Source organism: Arthrobacter sp. K4-10C, from assembly GCF_059090085.1.
In genome coordinates, this window is sequence record NZ_JBNHFI010000009.1 from 208089 (window position 1) to 226021 (window position 17933).

Annotated in this window: 24 protein-coding genes and 1 other RNA gene; 10 read left to right on the forward strand and 15 right to left on the reverse strand. The window is 61.5% G+C overall.

The genetic code is table 11. The features are described from left to right. Positions 1 to 65: 65 nt before the first annotated feature. The 5 genes from AC5RUU_RS14380 to AC5RUU_RS14400 all read left to right on the forward strand — a co-directional run bounded on the left by AC5RUU_RS14380 (position 66) and on the right by AC5RUU_RS14400 (position 2849). Positions 66 to 824: a class I SAM-dependent methyltransferase gene (locus tag AC5RUU_RS14380; RefSeq protein ID WP_493975870.1), complete on the forward strand. Its 759-nt coding sequence runs from the start codon at positions 66 to 68 to the stop codon at positions 822 to 824. Positions 825 to 867: 43 nt separating this feature from the next. After that, positions 868 to 1581, forward strand: coding sequence for a metal-dependent transcriptional regulator (locus AC5RUU_RS14385; RefSeq protein ID WP_493975871.1), 714 nt, complete (start codon positions 868 to 870; stop codon positions 1579 to 1581). Position 1582: 1 nt separating this feature from the next. Then, positions 1583 to 2011 (forward strand): fluoride efflux transporter FluC, encoded by a 429-nt coding sequence (locus tag AC5RUU_RS14390; protein WP_493975872.1) that lies wholly within the window; start codon positions 1583 to 1585, stop codon positions 2009 to 2011. Continuing rightward, positions 2008 to 2409, forward strand: a complete 402-nt coding sequence (locus AC5RUU_RS14395; RefSeq protein ID WP_493975873.1) for a fluoride efflux transporter FluC — start codon at positions 2008 to 2010, stop codon at positions 2407 to 2409. The genes AC5RUU_RS14390 and AC5RUU_RS14395 overlap by 4 nt, the downstream gene beginning before the upstream one ends. A 68-nt stretch (positions 2410 to 2477) precedes the next feature. Then, a complete protein-coding gene (locus tag AC5RUU_RS14400) occupies positions 2478 to 2849 on the forward strand; it encodes a hypothetical protein (protein WP_493975874.1) in 372 nt (123 codons plus the stop codon). 27 nt (positions 2850 to 2876) lie between these two features. Here AC5RUU_RS14400 and AC5RUU_RS14405 read toward each other — a convergent pair whose 3' ends face one another. The 11 genes from AC5RUU_RS14405 to AC5RUU_RS14455 all read right to left on the reverse strand — a co-directional run bounded on the left by AC5RUU_RS14405 (position 2877) and on the right by AC5RUU_RS14455 (position 11256). Beyond that, positions 2877 to 3860, reverse strand: a complete 984-nt coding sequence (locus AC5RUU_RS14405) for a S1C family serine protease (RefSeq protein WP_493975875.1) — start codon at positions 3858 to 3860, stop codon at positions 2877 to 2879. 178 nt (positions 3861 to 4038) lie between these two features. Beyond that, positions 4039 to 4407, reverse strand: a transfer-messenger RNA (tmRNA) gene (ssrA, locus tag AC5RUU_RS14410). Positions 4408 to 4480: 73 nt separating this feature from the next. Next, positions 4481 to 4954 (reverse strand): SsrA-binding protein SmpB, encoded by a 474-nt coding sequence (gene smpB, locus AC5RUU_RS14415; RefSeq protein WP_050054575.1) that lies wholly within the window; start codon positions 4952 to 4954, stop codon positions 4481 to 4483. 85 nt (positions 4955 to 5039) lie between these two features. Further along, positions 5040 to 6467: a peptidoglycan DD-metalloendopeptidase family protein gene (locus AC5RUU_RS14420; RefSeq protein ID WP_493975876.1), complete on the reverse strand. Its 1428-nt coding sequence runs from the start codon at positions 6465 to 6467 to the stop codon at positions 5040 to 5042. 26 nt (positions 6468 to 6493) lie between these two features. Next, complete coding sequence (gene ftsX, locus AC5RUU_RS14425; protein WP_493975877.1) at positions 6494 to 7408, reverse strand: permease-like cell division protein FtsX; 915 nt, start codon at positions 7406 to 7408, stop codon at positions 6494 to 6496. Then, positions 7405 to 8193, reverse strand: a complete 789-nt coding sequence (ftsE, locus tag AC5RUU_RS14430; RefSeq protein WP_493975878.1) for a cell division ATP-binding protein FtsE — start codon at positions 8191 to 8193, stop codon at positions 7405 to 7407. The genes ftsX and ftsE overlap by 4 nt, the downstream gene beginning before the upstream one ends. A gap of 183 nt (positions 8194 to 8376) precedes the next feature. Then, complete coding sequence (gene prfB / locus AC5RUU_RS14435; protein ID WP_493975879.1) at positions 8377 to 9492, reverse strand: peptide chain release factor 2; 1116 nt, start codon at positions 9490 to 9492, stop codon at positions 8377 to 8379. A 140-nt stretch (positions 9493 to 9632) separates the two neighbouring features. Then, entirely contained in the window at positions 9633 to 10046 is a 414-nt protein-coding gene (locus tag AC5RUU_RS14440; protein ID WP_493975927.1) for a pilus assembly protein TadG-related protein, read from the reverse strand. Positions 10047 to 10075: 29 nt separating this feature from the next. Then, complete coding sequence (locus tag AC5RUU_RS14445; protein WP_493975880.1) at positions 10076 to 10645, reverse strand: hypothetical protein; 570 nt, start codon at positions 10643 to 10645, stop codon at positions 10076 to 10078. Beyond that, positions 10626 to 11042 carry a TadE family protein gene (locus AC5RUU_RS14450; protein WP_493975881.1) on the reverse strand — a complete coding sequence of 139 codons (417 nt, stop codon included), beginning with the start codon at positions 11040 to 11042 and terminating at the stop codon, positions 10626 to 10628. The genes AC5RUU_RS14445 and AC5RUU_RS14450 overlap by 20 nt, the downstream gene beginning before the upstream one ends. Before the next feature lie 4 nt (positions 11043 to 11046). Continuing rightward, the gene (locus tag AC5RUU_RS14455; RefSeq protein ID WP_493975882.1) at positions 11047 to 11256 is read right to left on the reverse strand and encodes a hypothetical protein; all 210 of its coding nucleotides are present in this window, start codon (positions 11254 to 11256) and stop codon (positions 11047 to 11049) included. A 490-nt stretch (positions 11257 to 11746) separates the two neighbouring features. Here AC5RUU_RS14455 and AC5RUU_RS14460 point away from each other — a divergent pair, with 490 nt between their 5' ends. After that, positions 11747 to 12214, forward strand: a complete 468-nt coding sequence (locus AC5RUU_RS14460; protein WP_493975883.1) for a hypothetical protein — start codon at positions 11747 to 11749, stop codon at positions 12212 to 12214. A 491-nt stretch (positions 12215 to 12705) separates the two neighbouring features. On the opposite strand, the gene AC5RUU_RS14465 is transcribed toward AC5RUU_RS14460, so the two are convergent. Together AC5RUU_RS14465 and AC5RUU_RS14470 are read right to left on the reverse strand one after the other, a co-directional pair. Next, positions 12706 to 13029, reverse strand: a complete 324-nt coding sequence (locus tag AC5RUU_RS14465) for a helix-turn-helix domain-containing protein (protein ID WP_493975884.1) — start codon at positions 13027 to 13029, stop codon at positions 12706 to 12708. 267 nt (positions 13030 to 13296) lie between these two features. After that, on the reverse strand, positions 13297 to 13539 hold the full coding sequence (locus AC5RUU_RS14470; protein ID WP_493975885.1) for a hypothetical protein: 243 nt from the start codon (positions 13537 to 13539) through the stop codon (positions 13297 to 13299). Positions 13540 to 13750: 211 nt separating this feature from the next. Here AC5RUU_RS14470 and AC5RUU_RS14475 point away from each other — a divergent pair, with 211 nt between their 5' ends. Next, positions 13751 to 14623, forward strand: a complete 873-nt coding sequence (locus tag AC5RUU_RS14475; RefSeq protein ID WP_493975886.1) for a DUF6602 domain-containing protein — start codon at positions 13751 to 13753, stop codon at positions 14621 to 14623. A 704-nt stretch (positions 14624 to 15327) separates the two neighbouring features. Beyond that, positions 15328 to 15582 carry a hypothetical protein gene (locus tag AC5RUU_RS14480; protein ID WP_493975887.1) on the forward strand — a complete coding sequence of 85 codons (255 nt, stop codon included), beginning with the start codon at positions 15328 to 15330 and terminating at the stop codon, positions 15580 to 15582. A 493-nt stretch (positions 15583 to 16075) separates the two neighbouring features. Here AC5RUU_RS14480 and AC5RUU_RS14485 read toward each other — a convergent pair whose 3' ends face one another. Both AC5RUU_RS14485 and AC5RUU_RS14490 read right to left on the reverse strand, forming a co-directional pair. Further along, complete coding sequence (locus AC5RUU_RS14485; protein WP_493975888.1) at positions 16076 to 16441, reverse strand: phage terminase small subunit; 366 nt, start codon at positions 16439 to 16441, stop codon at positions 16076 to 16078. 101 nt (positions 16442 to 16542) lie between these two features. Next, on the reverse strand, positions 16543 to 16728 hold the full coding sequence (locus AC5RUU_RS14490; protein ID WP_493975889.1) for an HNH endonuclease: 186 nt from the start codon (positions 16726 to 16728) through the stop codon (positions 16543 to 16545). Positions 16729 to 16784: 56 nt separating this feature from the next. On the opposite strand from AC5RUU_RS14490, the gene AC5RUU_RS14495 reads away from it, so the two are divergent. Both AC5RUU_RS14495 and AC5RUU_RS14500 read left to right on the forward strand, forming a co-directional pair. Further along, a complete protein-coding gene (locus AC5RUU_RS14495) occupies positions 16785 to 17204 on the forward strand; it encodes a hypothetical protein (protein WP_493975890.1) in 420 nt (139 codons plus the stop codon). A gap of 112 nt (positions 17205 to 17316) precedes the next feature. Continuing rightward, positions 17317 to 17856 carry an HNH endonuclease gene (locus AC5RUU_RS14500; RefSeq protein WP_493975891.1) on the forward strand — a complete coding sequence of 180 codons (540 nt, stop codon included), beginning with the start codon at positions 17317 to 17319 and terminating at the stop codon, positions 17854 to 17856. The last annotated feature ends 77 nt before the right edge of the window (positions 17857 to 17933 follow it).

The window sequence follows — 17933 nt, forward strand, 5'->3', positions numbered from 1 at the left end:
GTCCCGTCACGGCGATGCGGTAAATTCGGAAGTTACCGCAGGGCATTGACTGAAGGAGGCCGCACGTGGTTCGGGGTGGCCCCAAGCTTGATCACGGGCGGCGCCGGGAGCTGGGCAAAAGCTTCCAGCACGGCGGCAAGCATTACCAGCGTGTGCGGCCCGGTTATCCTGCGGAATCTGTGGACTGGCTCCTTCCTGCGGGGGCACGCGACGCGCTGGATGCCGGTGCGGGCACCGGCAAGTTCACCGAATTGCTGCTGGACCGCGGCTTGGCCGTCACCGCCGTCGATCCGTCTGCGGACATGCTCGACCAGCTGAAGGTGCACTGCCCGGACGCCACTGCTGTCCTGGGAAGCGCTGAGGCGACGGGCCTGCCGTCGTCCGCCTTCGACGTCGTAACGGTTGCCCAGGCGTGGCACTGGTGCGACGCGCTGGCGGCAAGCACCGAACTGGCACGCGTCTTGCGCCCGCACGGCACGCTGGGGCTTGTCTGGAACCAGCTGGACACCACCGTGCCCTGGGTACACCGGCTCTCCCGGATCATGCATGCCGGAGACGTCTATAAACCGGAGCACCGGCCTCTTGTGGGTCCGGAGTTCGGGCAGCTGCAAGGCCATGTGACGCATTGGCAAGACAACGTCAGCACCAGCGACCTGATCGAACTCACCAAATCGCGAAGCTACTACCTGCGTTCAGGCGAGGACACCCGGGCCAAGGTCCTCGCGAATCTTGACTGGTACCTGCACCAGCATCTGGGGCACGCCTTGGACGAGGAGATCAAGCTGCCCTACCTGACGTTGTCCTGGCGGGCACTCAAAGCATGACCGGTTCCGCCGCGCTGCAGGGGCACCCGGTAGGCTTGGTTTTGTGAAGACCAGCGCGCCCTCCTCCTCCATCGAGGACTACGTCAAGGTCATCTATTCATTCACTGAATGGCAGGACAAACCCATCACGTCCTCCCAACTGGCACAGCGGCTGGGGGTCGCCAACTCCTCCGTGTCGGAAATGGTCCGCAAGCTGAAGGACCAGGGCCTTGTTGACCATAAGCCGTACAGCGCCATCACGCTCACCGATGCAGGCCTGCGGCTAGCCCTGGCCATGGTCCGGCGCCACCGCCTGATTGAGACCTACCTGGTCCAGCAGCTCGGCTACAGCTGGGATGAAGTCCACGACGAAGCCGAACTGCTGGAGCACGCTGTTTCGGACACCTTCATTGAGCGCGTTGCCGCCAGGCTCGGGGACCCCAGCCGCGACCCGCATGGTGATCCCATACCCACAGCGGACGGTAAAGTCCTCATGCCACGGGCTCATCTGATGGGTGAATTGGACAAGGGCCACACCGGCAAGATCACGCGGATCAGCGACGACAACCCGGATCTGCTCCGTTATCTGGCCGCGGAGGAGATCGACCTGGACGCCGAAGTGGAGGTAGTGGGCCGCAGGCCGTTCGGCGGTGCACTGGTGGTGCGGATCCGAAACTCCGGCCGGACCAGGGACTACGACCTGGCGGACGAAATCACCTCCGCACTCTGGGTCCACAGCGACCAACCGCACCCCGGGTGCCTGCTGGGAGACAGCTGACGTGGGTGCTGCCCCGTCGGGGCGGGCCTGGCTTGCTGTCGCCGCCGGCGGCCTGGTTGGCAGTGAGCTGCGGTACGGCCTCGGCCTTGCCTTCCCCGACCAGCCCGGGTCGCTCCCCTGGGCGATACTGTGGATCAACGTTGTTGGCAGCTTTGTCCTGGCCGCGCTGACCACGGCATGGATGGCCCGGCCGCAAACCGCATTCTGGCTGCGCGCGGGACTGGGCCCCGGACTCCTGGGCTCCTTCACCACGTTCTCCGCCGTAGTGTTCGCGGTGGACCAACTTGCCCGGGCGGGCCAGCACCCGGCCTGGGCGGCCTACCTGGCGCTCTCCCTCTTCCTCGGCCTGGCGGCAGCGGGCCTCGGCTGGCGCCTGGGCAGGCTGCTCACCCGCCCTCCGGCGGACCTGGTTCCGGGCGGCCGGCCATGATCGCTGCCGTACTGGTAGGCGTCTTCGGCGTCGCGGGGGCGCTCCTGCGCTTTGGCATCGACAGCTGGTTCGCGCACCACAGCTCCATCCGCAGCATCAAGCCCGGCTCGGGAAAGGGAAAGCTGCACTGGCCGTGGGCCACTTTGGTGGTGAACGTGGCGGGATGCTTCATCATTGGCGTCTCCCACGGCGTGACCGCGGGGCTCCACCTCGGCCCTGAATGGCATGTCGGGGTCGCTTCGGGGCTGGCCGGCGGGCTGACGACCTTCAGCTCCTGGACCACAGCCACTGTGCGGCTCCTGGGCGAAGCGCGTTTCGCTGCCGCCGTCCTCAATATCGCGGTGAACCTCATGCTGGGCTTCGGTGCAGCCGCGGCAGGCATCGCTTTGTCTTCCTAGCCCCGGGCCCCACAGCCCTTGCACCCCCGGCGGAACCGATTTGGTGGCCTCCCGTATGGTGGACTGTGATGATTAGCAGACGCGACGCGGCAATTGCCCTGGATGTACCACTGGAAATGGCCCAGCGCCACGGACTTCCCAAGTGGATGACAGAGGCAGAACTCGGCGCGATCGTGGACAACCCACCGCCCTGGCTGGTCCAGTCCCGGGCGAACCGGACGGGCAAGCGGCCGGTTTGGGTCCACCTGGAATGCGCGGTCTGCGGCTATGAGGAGGCCGCGCGTCCAAAGAAGTGGTGGCCGGACTTCACCTACGTGGTCTGCCACCACCATTCACCTGCGGACGTGCCGCCTGTCCGGCCGGGCTTTGTCCGGAGCGAGTTCGACGGCGTGGGGTCGCGGTTTGTGGGTATCGCCGATGTGGCGGCGCCGGACAACTGACGCTAATGCGGGTGGTCCGGCACGGCCTCAGGCGCCGTTGCTGGTCATCTCCTCCGGGACTGCCACCAGATGGCTTTCCGAGCCGTCCCGCATTACCGCGAGATCGAGTGGCTCGCCGATTGCGTCGGCAAAGAGCAGCCGCTGCAAACTTTCTGCGTTGCTGACCGGGCGGCCGCCCGCCGTCAGGAGGATGTCTCCTGCAGTGAGGCCGGCTTTGTCCGCCGGCGAACCGGGCAGCACCTCCACGATGCGCAGCCCTTCCCGCTGGCCGGTCCGTATCACAGCGCTGGGGTTGAGCCGGATCGGGGTACTGACCAGGCCAAGGTAGGCACGCCGAACGCGCCCGTCGGACAGCAGGGCGGAGATTATCCGCCGCGTGGTCGCGTTGATCGGAACGGCCAGTCCAAGCCCTGCTCCCGCTACCGCAGTGTTAATGCCCACGATCCTGCTGTGCGTATCGGCGAGGGCACCGCCGGAGTTGCCGGGGTTCAGCGCAGCGTCCGTCTGGATGACATCCTCGATGACCCTGCGGTTGCTACCTGACCAGACGGGGATCGCACGGCCAAGGCCGCTTACAACTCCCGCGGTCACCGAGCCTGCAAGGCCCAGTGGATTCCCGACAGCAATAACGAGCTGGCCAACGCGCAGGGTTTCTGCGGCGCCGAACTCTGCGGGCGGCACCTTGGGGCGCCTGCCGTGGACGACGGCGAGATCGGACAGTGGGTCGGTGCCCACCAGTTCAAGCTCCAGCCTGCTGCCATCGGCGAAGACGGCGTGGCCCCGTTCGGTCCCGGCCACCACGTGGGAGTTCGTCAGAAGGTAGCCGTCCTCCGTGAAGAGGACTGCAGAGCCCGCGCCGGCGCGCACTCTGCCGTTGCGGCGCCGTGCAGTCATCTCGATCGCCGCCACATGGGGGGTGACAGACGCTGCCACGCGCATGACAGTCTGTGAATATGAATCCAGCGCCTCGCCGTCGTACTCGGCTGAAGCTGCTTCCCGCGCCTGGTCCACGGCGCACCTCCTGGTCGTGCCCACCCGGGCCGCCGATTGGCGGTTCCGGGCCTTACCGATCTCAACGAGCGGCGCCGGCGTCCTAGTCCCGTGTGCGCTACGCCCTCGGTGAACGGCTCGTTCGTCGAGACCGCAGGCATAGAAAAACACCCCGGTCCGAGGACCGGGGTGTTTCCCAAGGTGGAGATGGGGGGAATTGAACCCCCGTCCGATGTCGTGTTGTCAGGGCTTCTCCGGGCGCAGTTTGCGTCGGATTTTCTCGGCCCCAGCCATGCTGCAAACAGCTGGCTGATCCGGGCCCAGTCATCTAAAAGTCCCGTTTACTCCGATGACGGGAGCAAACAGCAGTGGCTATCTAAATGACGCCAGGAACCGGGGCGATAGCAACCCCGGGCTGACGGACTGTCTTACTGCTTAGGCAGCAAGAGCGAAGTCAGTGCGCGTTTGTTTGGCACTTATTGTTTTGCAGAAAGCGTTAACGAGATAATTCTGCATCCTCGGCCCGCTTCACCTGTCGCGACAAACACCGTCGAAACCGATCATCCCCATATTTTGTTACCAAACCGGCGGGCAAGCCCACCGGACTATTCATAGTAACGCATGTTGTGCAGGATTCATTCCTACCTGCGGCGGTTGCGCTCCCGCATCTCCCGCTGCGCCTCCCGGTTGTCCTGCTGCTCGCGGAGCGTCTGGCGCTTGTCATACTCCCGCTTGCCCCGGGCTACACCGATCTCAACCTTGGCGCGGCCATCCACGAAGTACAGCTGCAGGGGCACGATGGTGTAGCCCGATTCGCGTACCTTATGGGAAATCTTGATGAGCTCCTCGCGGTGCAGCAGCAGCTTCCGGCGGCGCCGGGCGGCATGATTGGTCCAGCTGCCCTGGTTGTACTCCGGAATGTGGATCGCTTCCATCCACAGTTCGTCGTTATAGAACGTGCAGAAACCGTCCACCATCGACGCATGGCCTTCGCGGAGGGACTTAACTTCAGTCCCCATGAGCGCGATGCCAGCCTCATAGGTGTCCAGCACGTGGTAGTCATGCCGGGCCTTGCGGTTGGTGGCCACCACTTTACGGCCACTTTCTTTAGGCACGGGGAAGCTCCTCAGTTATCAGGTCCGATGTCCTCCGGGCCGGTCCGCCGCGGAGTCCTACCAGTGTACGGCAGGGCAATCAGCCCTACAGCAGCCTCATCGGGTCCACTGCGGTTCCGTTCAGCCAGGTTTCGAAGTGGGCGTGGCAGCCGGTGGAGTTGCCTGTGTTGCCGGAGTACGCGATCAGCTGGCCCTGCGAGACCTGCTGCCCGTTCGACACGACGATGCTGGCGTTGTGGTAGTAGATCGTGTTCAGCGTGTTGCCCTGCACCACTCCGTGGGAGATCTTAACCCGCCAGCCGCCGCCGTCGGCCGAGTTCCAGCCGGAACTGAAGACTTCGCCTGCGGCTGCGGCGTAGACCGGAGTGCCGCACGGGGCGCCGAAGTCGATGCCCGTGTGCAGGTACCCGCCAGTGCCGTAGAAGTCGATGGTGCCGGGCGGCGTCGCGCGCCAGCCGAAGCCGGAGGTGATCGGTACGCTGGCCGAGAAAGGGTGGCGCACGCCAAAGGCCGACGGCGATCCGGCCGCCGGTGGCACGTAGGGCTGTGCGGGCGGGGGCGCCTGGCCCTTTGCTGCGGCCGCTGCGGCTGCCGCGGCAGCAGCCGCCTCAGCCTTCCTGCGCTGCTCGGCTTCCCAGGCTTCGCGCAACCTCCGGTCGCGTTCCTGGATTTCGGCGGCCACGGCGTTCTGGCTTGCCTGGACGCTGGCGAGCTGGGACTGGATGCCCGGCTTGGCAGCCTGGAGTTCGGCGTCGAGCCGGGTGGTGTCCGCGATGAGCTGGTCCACCTGCGCCTTCTTGGCCTCGGCCTCGTCACGGGCTGCTTTTTCCCGCTCGAGGGCCGCGTCGGCCTTGGCCTTGAGGTCCTTAATCTCCACCTCGACCGCCTGGAGGCGCGCTTCGGAGTTCACGTTCGTGGCATTCTGCTGGGAGAGCTTGTCCATGGCGGCGTTCTGGCTGCGCATGGCCTGGTCCGCCAGGTCCATGGTCTCCGTAAGGCTGCCGCCATTGTTGGACCCAAAGAACAGCGACAGGTTGGACGGCACGCCACCCGACTTGTAGGCCTGCGTGGCGATCTGGCCGATGAGCTTCTTGGTATCGGCGATCTTCTGCTTGTCCGTTTCCAGCTGCTGGGTGATTTTTGCCTTGTTCTGCTGCGCCATGTCCACACGGGCCGAGAGCGCTTCAACTTCTTTGACGGCGCCGGCCACGCGGCCCTGCGCCTCCAGGAGTGCCTGCTGGGCGCCGGGCAGCTGGCCCTGGTAGATCACCAGGTCACTGGCCGCTTTGGCGATCCGGGAATCCACGAACTCCAGGGACTGCTGGACGCGGGCCGCTTCGGCCTCAAGTGCTTTCTGCTTGTCCTCGAGCTCGTCGGCAAACGCGACGGGGGTTGACGATGCCAGACCGGCTGCCAGGACAACGGCAAGCACGCCGCTGACGATGCCGGTCCGGCGCGCGGTTGCGCGCCGCCTGTGGCGGAAGCGCTCGGGAGTCTGGTCAGTTGCGTTCATGGGCATTCCTTGTTCGGTTTGCATACCTAGACGCGAAGGTATCGGCGCAAGGTCAAGAGAGACGAAATTCCAGCCAAGGATCCGCCAAGGATTAGCAAGGCGGGGGCGAGAATCAGCGTTTGGCCTGACGAGATGAAGGCAGTGTCCGGGTACTGCCGGGACATGTACTCGCCGAGGAAGAAGTGGGCAACTGCCCAGAGCGTTCCGGACGCCAGGGCCGCACCGATCACGGCGGCGATGACGCCTTCGAGGATGAACGGCAGCTGGATGACAGTCTTTGATGCGCCCACCAGGCGCATGATGCCGGTTTCGCGGCGCCGGCTGAATGCGGACAGCCGGATGGTGGTGGCAATAAGGAGGATGGCGCAGACAATCATGACGCCGGCGATGCTGACGGCCACCAGCGAGGCCCCGTTCATAACCGAGAAGAGCCGCTCGAGGAGCTGGCGCTGGTCGATGACCGTTTCCACGCCGGGCTGGGAGGAGAACGTTTCGCTGATGATCTGGTACTTCTCCGGGTCCTTCATGTTGATCCGGAAGGAGGCGGGCAGCTGGTCCGGCGTCACGGAGTCCACGATGGGCGAGTTGGAGAACTGGTCCTTGAAGTGCTGGTAGGCCTCTTCCTTGGACTCGTACTGGAAGTCGTTGATGTACTGGGCAACCGCCGGCGACTCAAGCAGGCTGTTCAGGCTCTCCTGCTGCTCCGGGGTGACGGGCCCGCCGACGCAACCCGCCGCCGTCGAACCTTCACTGCACAGGAAGATGGCGACCTGGACTTTGTCGTACCAGTAGCCCTTCATCTGGTTGATCTGCATCTGCAGCATGCCGGCGGCGCCCACGAAGGTGAGCGACACGAAGGTGACAAGGATGACGGAGACCACCATGGACAGGTTGCGGCGGAGGCCGCTGCCGATCTCGGAGAGGATGAATGCGAGCCTCATCGCTGTGCCTCGCCTTCGCGGCCGTCGCCCGGCAGGCCGGCGTCGGGATCTTCCCTGCCGCTGGCATCCTTTAGCCTGCGTGATTGTCCGACGACGGGAATCATGGACGTGTACAGCGCTTTGGCCTCGTCACGGATGACCACGCCGTTCTTCAGTTCCACCACGCGTTTGCGCATCTCGTTGACGATGTCGTCGTCGTGGGTGGCCATCACCACCGTGGTGCCGTTCTGGTTGATCTTGTCCAGGACCCCCATAATGCCCATGGAGGTCGTGGGGTCCAGGTTTCCGGTGGGCTCATCGGCGAGGAGGATACCGGGCCGGTTGACCACGGCGCGGGCAATGGCGACGCGTTGCTGCTCGCCGCCGGAAAGCTCGTGCGGCATGCGGTGCTCCTTGCCCTCCAGCCCCACGGTTTTGAGCACCTCGGGCACGGTGTCCCGGATGACGCTGCGGCTCTTGCCGATGACCTGCATGGCGAATGCCACGTTGGCGAAGACGTTCTTCTGGGGAAGCAGCCGGAAGTCCTGGAAGACGACTCCGATGCCGCGGCGGAGGCGCGGCACCCGCCAACTGGAAATCTTGGCGACGTTCTGGCCCGCGACGTAGACAGCGCCGGATGTGGCGCGGTCTTCCTTGAGGACCAGGCGGAGGAAGGTGGACTTGCCGGAGCCTGATGCGCCGACGAGGAAGGCGAATTCGCCGCGGTCAATCTCAAGGTTGACAGAGTCCAGCGCAGGCCGGGCTTTCTGGTCGTAGACCTTGGTGACATTTTCGAATCGGATCATGGCCCTAAGTACCCTGCAGGGCATGGCTGATTCTGATGCAGCCCAGTTCTGCAGCCGGCGCACGGGTTTCTGTTGGGGAAAGTAGGGCCCCGGCCCCTCGACTATACGCAGGATGAGCTGCGGATTACATCGATTTCAGGGGTGTGTCGCGGCACCAGCAGCCGGACTGGTTGGCGATACGCCCTACTTTTCGGCGTTGCGGTTGTCCGTTCGCCAGCGGATTCCGGCGTCGATGAAGTCATCGATCTCACCATCGAACACGGCCGAGGTGTTGCCCACTTCGTGCTCGGTCCGGAGGTCCTTGACCATCTGGTACGGGTTAAGGACGTAGGAGCGCATCTGGTCGCCCCAGGAGGCCTTGACGTCTCCGGCCAGCGCCTTCTTTTCGGCGTCCTCCTGTTCCTTCTTGAGGAGGAGCAGCCGCGACTGCAGGACCCGCATGGCGGCGGCGCGGTTCTGCAACTGCGACTTTTCGTTCTGCATGGACACCACCGTGCCCGTGGGAATGTGCGTGAGGCGCACCGCCGAGTCCGTGGTGTTCACGGACTGGCCGCCCGGGCCCGACGACCGGAACACGTCCACGCGGATTTCGTTGTCGGGGATTTCGATCGAGTCAGTCTGCTCGATCAGCGGGATGACCTCCACGGCTGCGAACGAGGTCTGCCGCCGGCCCTGGTTGTCAAAGGGACTGATCCTGACCAGGCGGTGGGTTCCGGCTTCGACGCTGAGGGTGCCGTAGGCGTATGGCGCCTTCACTTCGAAGGTTGCCGACTTCAATCCGGCTTCTTCCGCGTAGGACGTGTCCATGACGGTAGTGGGGTATCCGTGGCGTTCCGCCCACCGCAGATACATGCGGAGCAGCATCTCGGCAAAGTCGGCGGCATCCACGCCGCCGGCTCCGGCGCGGATGGAAACGACGGCCTCACGCTCGTCGTATTCACCGGACAGCAGTGTGACGACTTCAAGTTCCTTGAGGGACTTCCCGATGGATTCCAGTTCCGCGGCCGCCTCCCCCATGGAATCGGCATCGTCCTCGTCCTGGCCCAGTTCCACCAGGACCTCGAGGTCGTCGATGCGGGATTGCAGCCTGGTGAGGCGTTCCAGCTCAGACTGCCGGTGGGACAGCCTCGAGGTGATTTTTTGCGCTGCTGCGGGGTCGTCCCACAGGTCCGGTTCCCCTGCGCGTTCGCTCAGTTCGGCGATGTCTTCCTTGAGAGCTTCAACGTCACTGACGCGTTCGATGGAAGCATAGGTGGCGCGGAGCGCGCGGATTTCAGCGGAAAAATCAATATTGGCCATGGTCGTTTAAGCCTACGCCATCCGTCCGATTGCCCATGTCCGTTGCACTTTCCTGCCCCTACCCGCCTTCTGGTGCTTGGGGCGGGTTCAATGCGTCAGCGGGTTCAATGCGTTAGGCGAGCTCAACGCGTCAGCCGGGTTCAACGCGTCAGCCGGGAGCGCGCCGTCGACGTCGCTTCGATCGGGATGCCGTCGGGTACCAGGAAGTTCACCATGGGCGGGTGCACGGCAGCGGTGAGAACCACGACGGCGGTGGAACCGTCAGGCGTTCCCGTCGCCACCGAAACGGCGAGGGCATCAAAACGCTCCGCTGCCGGACTTCGGGACACAAAGTCAGCCGCCACGTTCCGGACACGCGCCGGGTTGAGGACGGCGGACGGGCTTCCGCCTTGTGACTCGACCTCGCCGAGGGTGTAGCTGTCGGCTGCTGCAAGGGAGGCGCCGTCGGCCAAAGACAGCAGCCGTTTGTGCTCCAGATAGACGGCGGAAATGCCGATCATGACCGTTACGACCAGCAGGGCCACGGCGACATAGCCCAGGATCATCACGATCATCTGGCCGTCTTCATTGGTCTCGCTGGACTTCACCGGAACCTGCCCACCATTTGGGTCGCGGATGCTTCCACTTCAGTGGCGGACAGCCGGAGACCGTCTCCGAACGGGATGAACGGCAACGGGACGGTGAGGTTGACGGTTGTGGTTACTGCCGTACCCGGAGCCTGGCAGTCCGCGGGGTTGCAGCTGATGGCAACCGTGGCTTGCTCAGGGGCGTGCCCAAAGTCGGCAAGCGCTATGGCCGCTGCCTGCTCAGCGGCGGTCTGGGCTATGGAGGCATCCGGCTGGGCTACATACACTTTCGCGGCCTGGTCCGCGGCACCGACGACGGCAAAAGCCCCGCCCTGGATCTGTCCCACCGTGATGATGAAGTACACCAGCGGGACCATCAGGAGGAGGGCAAAGAAGGTGAACTCAACGACGGCACTCCCCTGCTCGACGCCGTTGTCCTTCAGCCCTTGCTGCATCGGGTTTGTGTGCCCTGGCCCTACCCAGCCGGTGGCGCGACCTGCGCCCCTGGTTGATGCCGGTCCGAGGCACAGCGCCTCCCGCAGCCGGTCCTGGATCCGGCGCATGCCGTCAGGGCTGTAGAGCCGCATGGCCTTTCACCTCCAGCAGGTCCCGCGGGCCGATCAAGCCGATGACGGGCATTGGTGCGCGCACCGTCACCTCGAGGGTCCGGAAGCCCTGAATGTGGACCTCGCTGGTGCTGACATGTTCGGCAAAGCCTGGATTCAGCGCCGTCGCGATGAGGTCACGGGTCCGTTCTTCGGCGTCGGCGGAACCCCGGTCAGCAAGGGTTCCGTACCGGGCACCGGAGGAGGCTGCGTCGATCAGGGTGTTCCGGACGTGCAAGACGAGCGTTAGTTGAATGATCGCGAGGAAAAACAGCGTGAGCAGTCCACCCACCAACACAAAGTCCACTACGGCCGAGCCCTGTTCCTTGGGCGCAGGAATCTGAAGGACCGTCGTGGCTTCGCGGGCCGGGCTGGTCATGCGCTTAGCTGCCGACCTTGTCCATTGCCTGGTTGAACATGGCCTCCAGGGCGGGTCCGGCGAGCGCCAGGAGCGCCGCAACCAGGACGGCGGACATCAGCGTGATCATCACCCAGCCAGGTACGTCTCCCCGCTCGGGGTTGTCATTCGCCGGGCGGCGTGTGGCTGCGAGCGCCAGCAACAACAGCCCGCGGCGGATCCCCAGGTTTTTCATCCTTCTTCCTCTTCCTCTTCAGTTATTACGGTTTTTCGGTTTCAAGGGACCGGCCTCGGGGTGCCCCAGTTCATTTCAAGCACTAGAAGCCGAGGCTGATGGCCGCAATCCCAGGAAAAACGGCGAAGACGACTGTCAGTGGGAGCACGCCAAAAACGAGCGGCACCACAATGGTGCACCGTTGTGATTACTTTCCGATATGGGGAAGCGGCAGGAACAACGGTTAGGGGCAACTCGTGAAGCACGAGGCAATAGCGTTCGAGCGTGGCACTAGCGGCGATCAGGGCCAGCACAAGGGCTATGCGGCCCGCTGCGAAACTTGCGGCGCCGTTACCTTCGGAGGCTTCCGGACTAAGACGGAAGCGAAAGCAGTACTGCTGCACACGAACGAGAGCGTAATCAGCTAATCGCCCTGCCATAATCACAGCAAGCCCGCACTGATTGGTCTCAGCAGGCTTGTTCTAAAAAAATTCAAATACTGGGGGATCTGTTGGGGATCAAGAATGGCAGCGCTGGGCTGCCCAAGGCCATCTGCGAGCGCATGCCCGATGCATTAGGTATCGCGGCAGCTACTAACGGGGTGGAAATTTATTACGACGATCGACTGAACGACATACAGCGCAAGTGCGCCATCGTCCACGAACTTATCCACATCGAGTGGGGGCACAAGACGAGGCAGATAGAGTCCGAAGAGGTTAAGGTCAGGTTCGAAGCCGCCCGCCGCCTTTTGCCCAGGATTACCGGTCGCTGCGCCGCCGAACCGACTTTGGCGAAAGCCGCGATTGCTTTGGCTGTCACTAAGCGCGTGCTGATGGACCGGGCCGCGATCCTGACTGACTCGGAAGTGGCAGCAGCAGGATGCGCTAACTGCCAGTTATGTCCCGTGATGGCGGCAAGGTTCGACACCACTCCCCCGCCATCCATAGAGGATTGGCAAGAACAGGTGGAGTGGATATAACAACCTATAACAAGGGAAGCGCCTGGCAGCGAAACATGCTTGGGAGGGGCTTTCTGCTGCCCTGACTCTCGCCCAAACATTGAATCCCCTAACCCTGCCCCTATTACTGGCGGGTTCTATTCCATGCGCGCCGGAGCAGAAGGTACTTTAGCGGTCCCCCACCCGCGATGACAGAGAGGTCGCCATGCGTATCTTGGTTCGAATCATTGCCACCCTTGCCCTGATGCTCGGGGCAGCCACACCGTCACTCGCTGCTGGTGGTGGTGTCCTGAATGACAAGCCCGTTAATTACGGTCAATGCGTCAAGGCCGGATACAGTCCCTCGGCAAGTATTTTTGGGCCCTTCACTGTTAACAGGAACAACTTCAACGCTCCTCCCGGTCAGATTGAAAAGCATGGCTACATCGCCGGGTGCCCGCACCCGGATCGCGTATAAAACAGGAAAAGCCCCCTGCCAGTCGAGTCGCTGGCAGGGGGCTTTTTGCGTCGGGCTAGGTGTAACGCTGTCCCACGAGCCCGTTCCTGACGTTGTAGGAGTGGGCTAGACGGCGGGATCGCTCGGTCCCAATATGGGTAGGTCGCGCCTTTAGCGCCACATCTACAGTGTGCGTGGCCCGGATTGCGTCAAGGTCAGAAAGAGTGAATCGCACTTGCACACCGAACTTAGAGTGCGGCCAGCGTTCCTTCCGCATTAGCGTGCGAACCGTACTGGGCGACACAGAGAGCATTTCTGCCACGTCATCAACCGTGAAGTACAGATACTCCGGGGGCAGCCTAGCGTTACGGCTCTGGGCTTCTACGGGCTCTGTTTCCATGCCGACGATCTTAACGGCTAATGGCAGTGACAGTTGCACCACGGCGCCGGCATGTACTCGTAATCCGGCTCAAAATCCTCGTAAGGACTCCTCACCCGTTCAGCCTCTATGCGGGCCATCATCGCCTTGAAGCCGTCAGGATCAAACTTCACCATGCCCAGCACCATAAACGCACGGTCGGACAGCAGCCGCGAGCTTCTGTTACTTCTCCGGAGGCATTCTCGCTTCTAAAGCGTCCACCCTGTCAGCAATCAACCGGAGCGCGTGCTATCTGCTTTCCGCTTCGTGCCGTAACACTGCAATTTCGGTGCGCAGACTGACAACTTCCTCTTGCAGCTCCACAATCGCGTAGGCGAGCTTTCCGATTACTTCCTTGTGGTCGTTAGCCTGGAGGTCAATCTTCAGGGTGCTCATGGCAGCATCGCGGCCTAGAACTTCGTGGGCCGCAGTGGCCATCGAGGCAAGAAACGACTTCCCGACCGACTTCAGCTTGTCACTCCGGTGGCTCACTTACGCCTTCTTTCGTTAGGTAAGAACACTCCGACATCATACCGAGGCATGTACTCGTAGTCGGGCTCCACGTCTATGCGGGACATCATCGCTTTGAACCTGTCCGGGTCGAGCTTCACTACGTATGCGACCCTAAGAAAACGGGCAGACAATCGGGGTGTGGAGATGTCGTTATCAGTGCCTGTTATGGATACTCCGATAGGATCTGCTAATGACGGAGACTCGCCGGTGGTTTGATTCCATCCAAGAAGAAATAAAGGCCGACTACGGCGATGCCCAAGAGGCGCATAAAGAAGATATTCAAAGATCTGGGCATGAAGGCGAATCGACGTGGGCAGACCTTCTATCAAAATGGCTGCCTCCTACTTATGGCATTGGCCTCAGGAAGTACATTATTGGCAGCGATGATGAAGAACAAAAGCCATTCGAGACCGACATTGTAGTTTTCGAGCCCTCCTACCCTCAGCACCTCCGCTATCGAACGAAGATCCATGCTGGCGGTGTTGCAGCAGCTTTCTCCGTTAAATTGACTGCACGATCACATCACGCCAAAGAAATCGCAAAGTGGTCCGCCGACCTGGCGACACTTTGCCGGGTCGACCAAACGACGGTTGAGGGTCAGCTTCTGCCAGGATTCCCGGTTGGCTTTCTTGCCCACAGCCATGCGCTCGGCGATGAACCGATCGGCACCCTCTCAAAGGCACTCGACGATCTCTCTGACGAAGCTCACCATCCACGCGATCTCCTAGACATCGCGTGCATCGCGGATGCGGGAACTGTTCAGTGCCTTCGGCTGTCGTGCGTGCCCGATGAGCACACCCCGTACACGATGACTTCCTATGTGAGGCACAACGATGACAAAAAATTTGGCGCCGTTGCTCATTTCATAGTCTCGTTGTATTCATTGCTCGGCCGTAATGACCCTTCCCTCGAGAAGTTAGGGGCCGAGTTGGCCAAAGTCACCGGAACTGGGCAAGGGCAGGGCCAGATGACTCGTTGGGATCTGAAAACCGTTTACGCTGAACACTTTCTCGAACGTCGCCGCGATCTATTGTTTGATCATGGGAATCCGCGCGTTTTCTAGAATTAGTGCAGCCGCCTCCTAGCGCGTTTTAGTCACGTCGCGTACGGGCACGCCCAGGTCACGGCATGTCTGAGCGAGGGAATCTTTGATTGAGTAGGACTTGCTGCTGGAGAGCTTCGATATCTCGGGGCTCTCTTTTACGCCGTCACGGATGCTTGCTGTCTTGGCTTCCACGGCTTTTTCCCCAACGCCCCACAGAATAAGGCCCATAGCTTCGGTCGTATCTACCGACTTATCACGAGCCCGATCAAGCCGCTTACATGCCTCATAACCGTTCGGATCGGTACTTTCCAGCGATGACGAGCATCCGCTCAATAGGATTGCGAGCAGAACTGTGGGCGCTATGGCTTTGCGCATGTTTCCCCCAAATTGAATACCGGTGCTTTGACATTAACCTACAAAGTAGGGCCACAGAAGCCCCCAAAGAGCGCTTTGCGGCGGCTTCCTGTCTGGATGCCAGTTTGCAGTGGGCGGTATCCGTAGTCAGGCTCCAGGTGCTCCTACTAGGACGGATCCAGTGCGGCAGACAACTTCTCGGTGTAACACGTACTGGCAGTCCTTCAGGTTGTACGAGGAAGTCATAAGGATTTGCCGCCCGTTCCGGGTCGCAGCGCCCCGCCAGTCATGAAGCTGGCGGGGCCTTCGATGGCATATGGACTGCCCAGGCCCTTTTAATAAGGGCCTGTTTGTGTTTAGCTACAGCCATGAAAACTAAGACTGAGAACCCCCTTAAATCCGTTGGTGACTTCCTAATCGGAATCGGCGGCGTGTTCTGCCTAATCACCGTCCTATTGTTCGCATTGAGCGTCGCCGGCGGTGCAGCCAACGGCATGATCCTCATGGGCGGCGGCACTCTCGGTCTGCTAATGGTCATCGCCGGATACCTCAAACGCATATCCGCCACACTGATATCCAGCGCCGAATTGCAGGCAGCATCCGCAGCTAGTGAAGTGAGTTGAAATGGGAAGCTTTGCTGTTTCGAGCGAAGGAACTAAGTGCATGGACTGCGGCGCGATCCTGCCGAACGGGTCCAAAGAGGCCATGTACTCCCATGAAGGGGCATGTACAGCCAAGGAGGCAAAGGACTAGGCGATAGGGGCGCTAATGGGTCGCCAAGCTTCCAGGTCTTCCCTGCGGAACATCTGTGGGTGGCGCGCCATGGTGGTGCTCTTCCCATAGCCGCGCCAGATCCCTAGTTCCTCCAGTTTGCGGAGGTTGACATGGCCCCATCGGGTAACGAAGCCTTCACGTCTAGCCCAAGTGTCAATGCACCACTGACGCAACCCAGGAGGATGCAAGAAATACTGTGCCGGCGGCTGGCCAAGCCCTTCCCGTTCACACCACTTCTCCACCTTCGCCCTGGTGTCCCAGAAACCACCAGACTTGGCGTACTCAAGAAACACTTTTGGGATCGCACCGGAAGCTGTCTTACCGCTACCCCTCGCAAGCCTTCTACTGCTCATGACGGACCACCCAACCAAGGGCCAACATCCCAGCAGGGGTAAGCCCCAGCTGGCCGCCTAAGTGCCTCATTTCCTGCGCCTGCCAAGCACTCGCAGTACCCTCATAAACGGCCCTTGCATGGCACACGTAGGCCGCTACAGCAGGCACAAAAGAGTCGTCATACTCATTTGCCTGCGGGCTTTTCCAGATATTTCGCCACAATTTCTTATCTTCTGGCGACCAATTCCCCGACTTTGGCAGCGGCGGAACCGGTAAATCACAGCCCTCCGCAGGCAGCTCAATAAGGCCAGAACGTGCGCCAGGACTGCGATGCCGCGAATTCGGCTTAGCGGGGTTTGCTTTAGGTCCAGGCAATGCCGGGTCTCCTTCCTATTGGGTCTATCTGCTTACAAAACACCCTTTTGACCTCACCGGGGGTCTTTCGCAAGGTGTGGTCTAGCCCCCTCCCCCTGGCCCTATGCCGCGGTGAAGAGTTCGTGGTGCTCGTTGTCGCTCCGCACGGAGTTACACCATCGGTGGGCAGTGAGGAGGTTGCTAGGGTCATGCGTTCCACCCTTAGACCTTGGCGTCACGTGATCGAGGGACGGCGCCATGGGATCCGTTAGAGCTGGCGCGAATCTTGATGCAATCTCGACTCTCATTGCCTTCTTAGTGTTATAACCTTTCTGCCCTAGTTCCGGTGAGAATGGGGAAGCGAATGCAGTTCAAGGAATCGGCGGGCATCTTTGTAATGGGGTTCGTCCTATCCGTCATCGGCGGGGTGATGTCTGCGGGCGGTATTTACGGTTCATTCACCTACAGCCTTACTCGGAGTATCTATTCACAGGGCAGTGATGGCGGCTACGGTGTGCTGACTAGCTTCGGTGTCGTGTTGGGGCTGATTGGCCTCGTACAGATGTGGATGGGCGCGTATCGGGCCTTGAGGAAGATTGATGCCTTGCCAGTCCCTGTACCAGTCGCGCCTGTAAAGCTGCCTTTGGATGCCCCAACGGCGGAGACGGAGCATGTTGGAGCTGTAGTCGCGCCTGCTCCGCCCAAACCGTACTCACCGCCGGCAACGCCCCGGCACCTTATTTACAATGAGCTGCGCATTGAGCAGCAGCCTCCAATTGAATAGGCGCCGATGAGTGTTGTGCCCGTAGCCGTGGTTATGTAGCTACGGGCACAACGTCACGCCCTGCAAACCGCTAACAAGCAGGGTGCCAAGCATTTTCAAGTAGCATCTCTTCATGTCTGATGACCGTCCCGCCGTGCCGCTTCCTCTACAACGACGACTTAAGGAAGAAGCAGGGTACAGATGCGCGATCCCCGGATGCGGCCAGACTGTGGGCCTTGAGCTGGCGCACATTGAGCCCTGGGCAAAGGTTAAAGAACACACCTTCGAAAATATGATTTGCCTCTGCTCCACGTGCCATACTCGGTTCGATTACGTCAAGGACATCCCCAAGCAATCGATCCTGCATTTCAAGCGGAATCTGAGCCTGCTATCACATCGCTACACCCAGATGGAAAATCAAGTCCTTCAGTTCTGGGCCCGAATAGCTGCTCAGGGCATGAGGCCGGGCGACTACAGATACGCCATCCATCCGGGAATGATGATTCTTTTCTCCAACCTCTTGGAGGACGGACTCTTTACTACGATGCCGATAGATGACGGTGGCTCCGTCACTCAAATCAACGGTATTGTGCCAAACGTAGGCCTTGTTCCCACTGATGCTGGGTCAGACTTCATCCAACGTATGGTGGACGCCGGCGACCTGGAATCGTAACTTGTATTTAGCCCTTTGCGACTTCGGCGCGCCCCAGTTCAAGGGCCTCTTCCGGCGTCTTTCCGTGCACGCCAGAT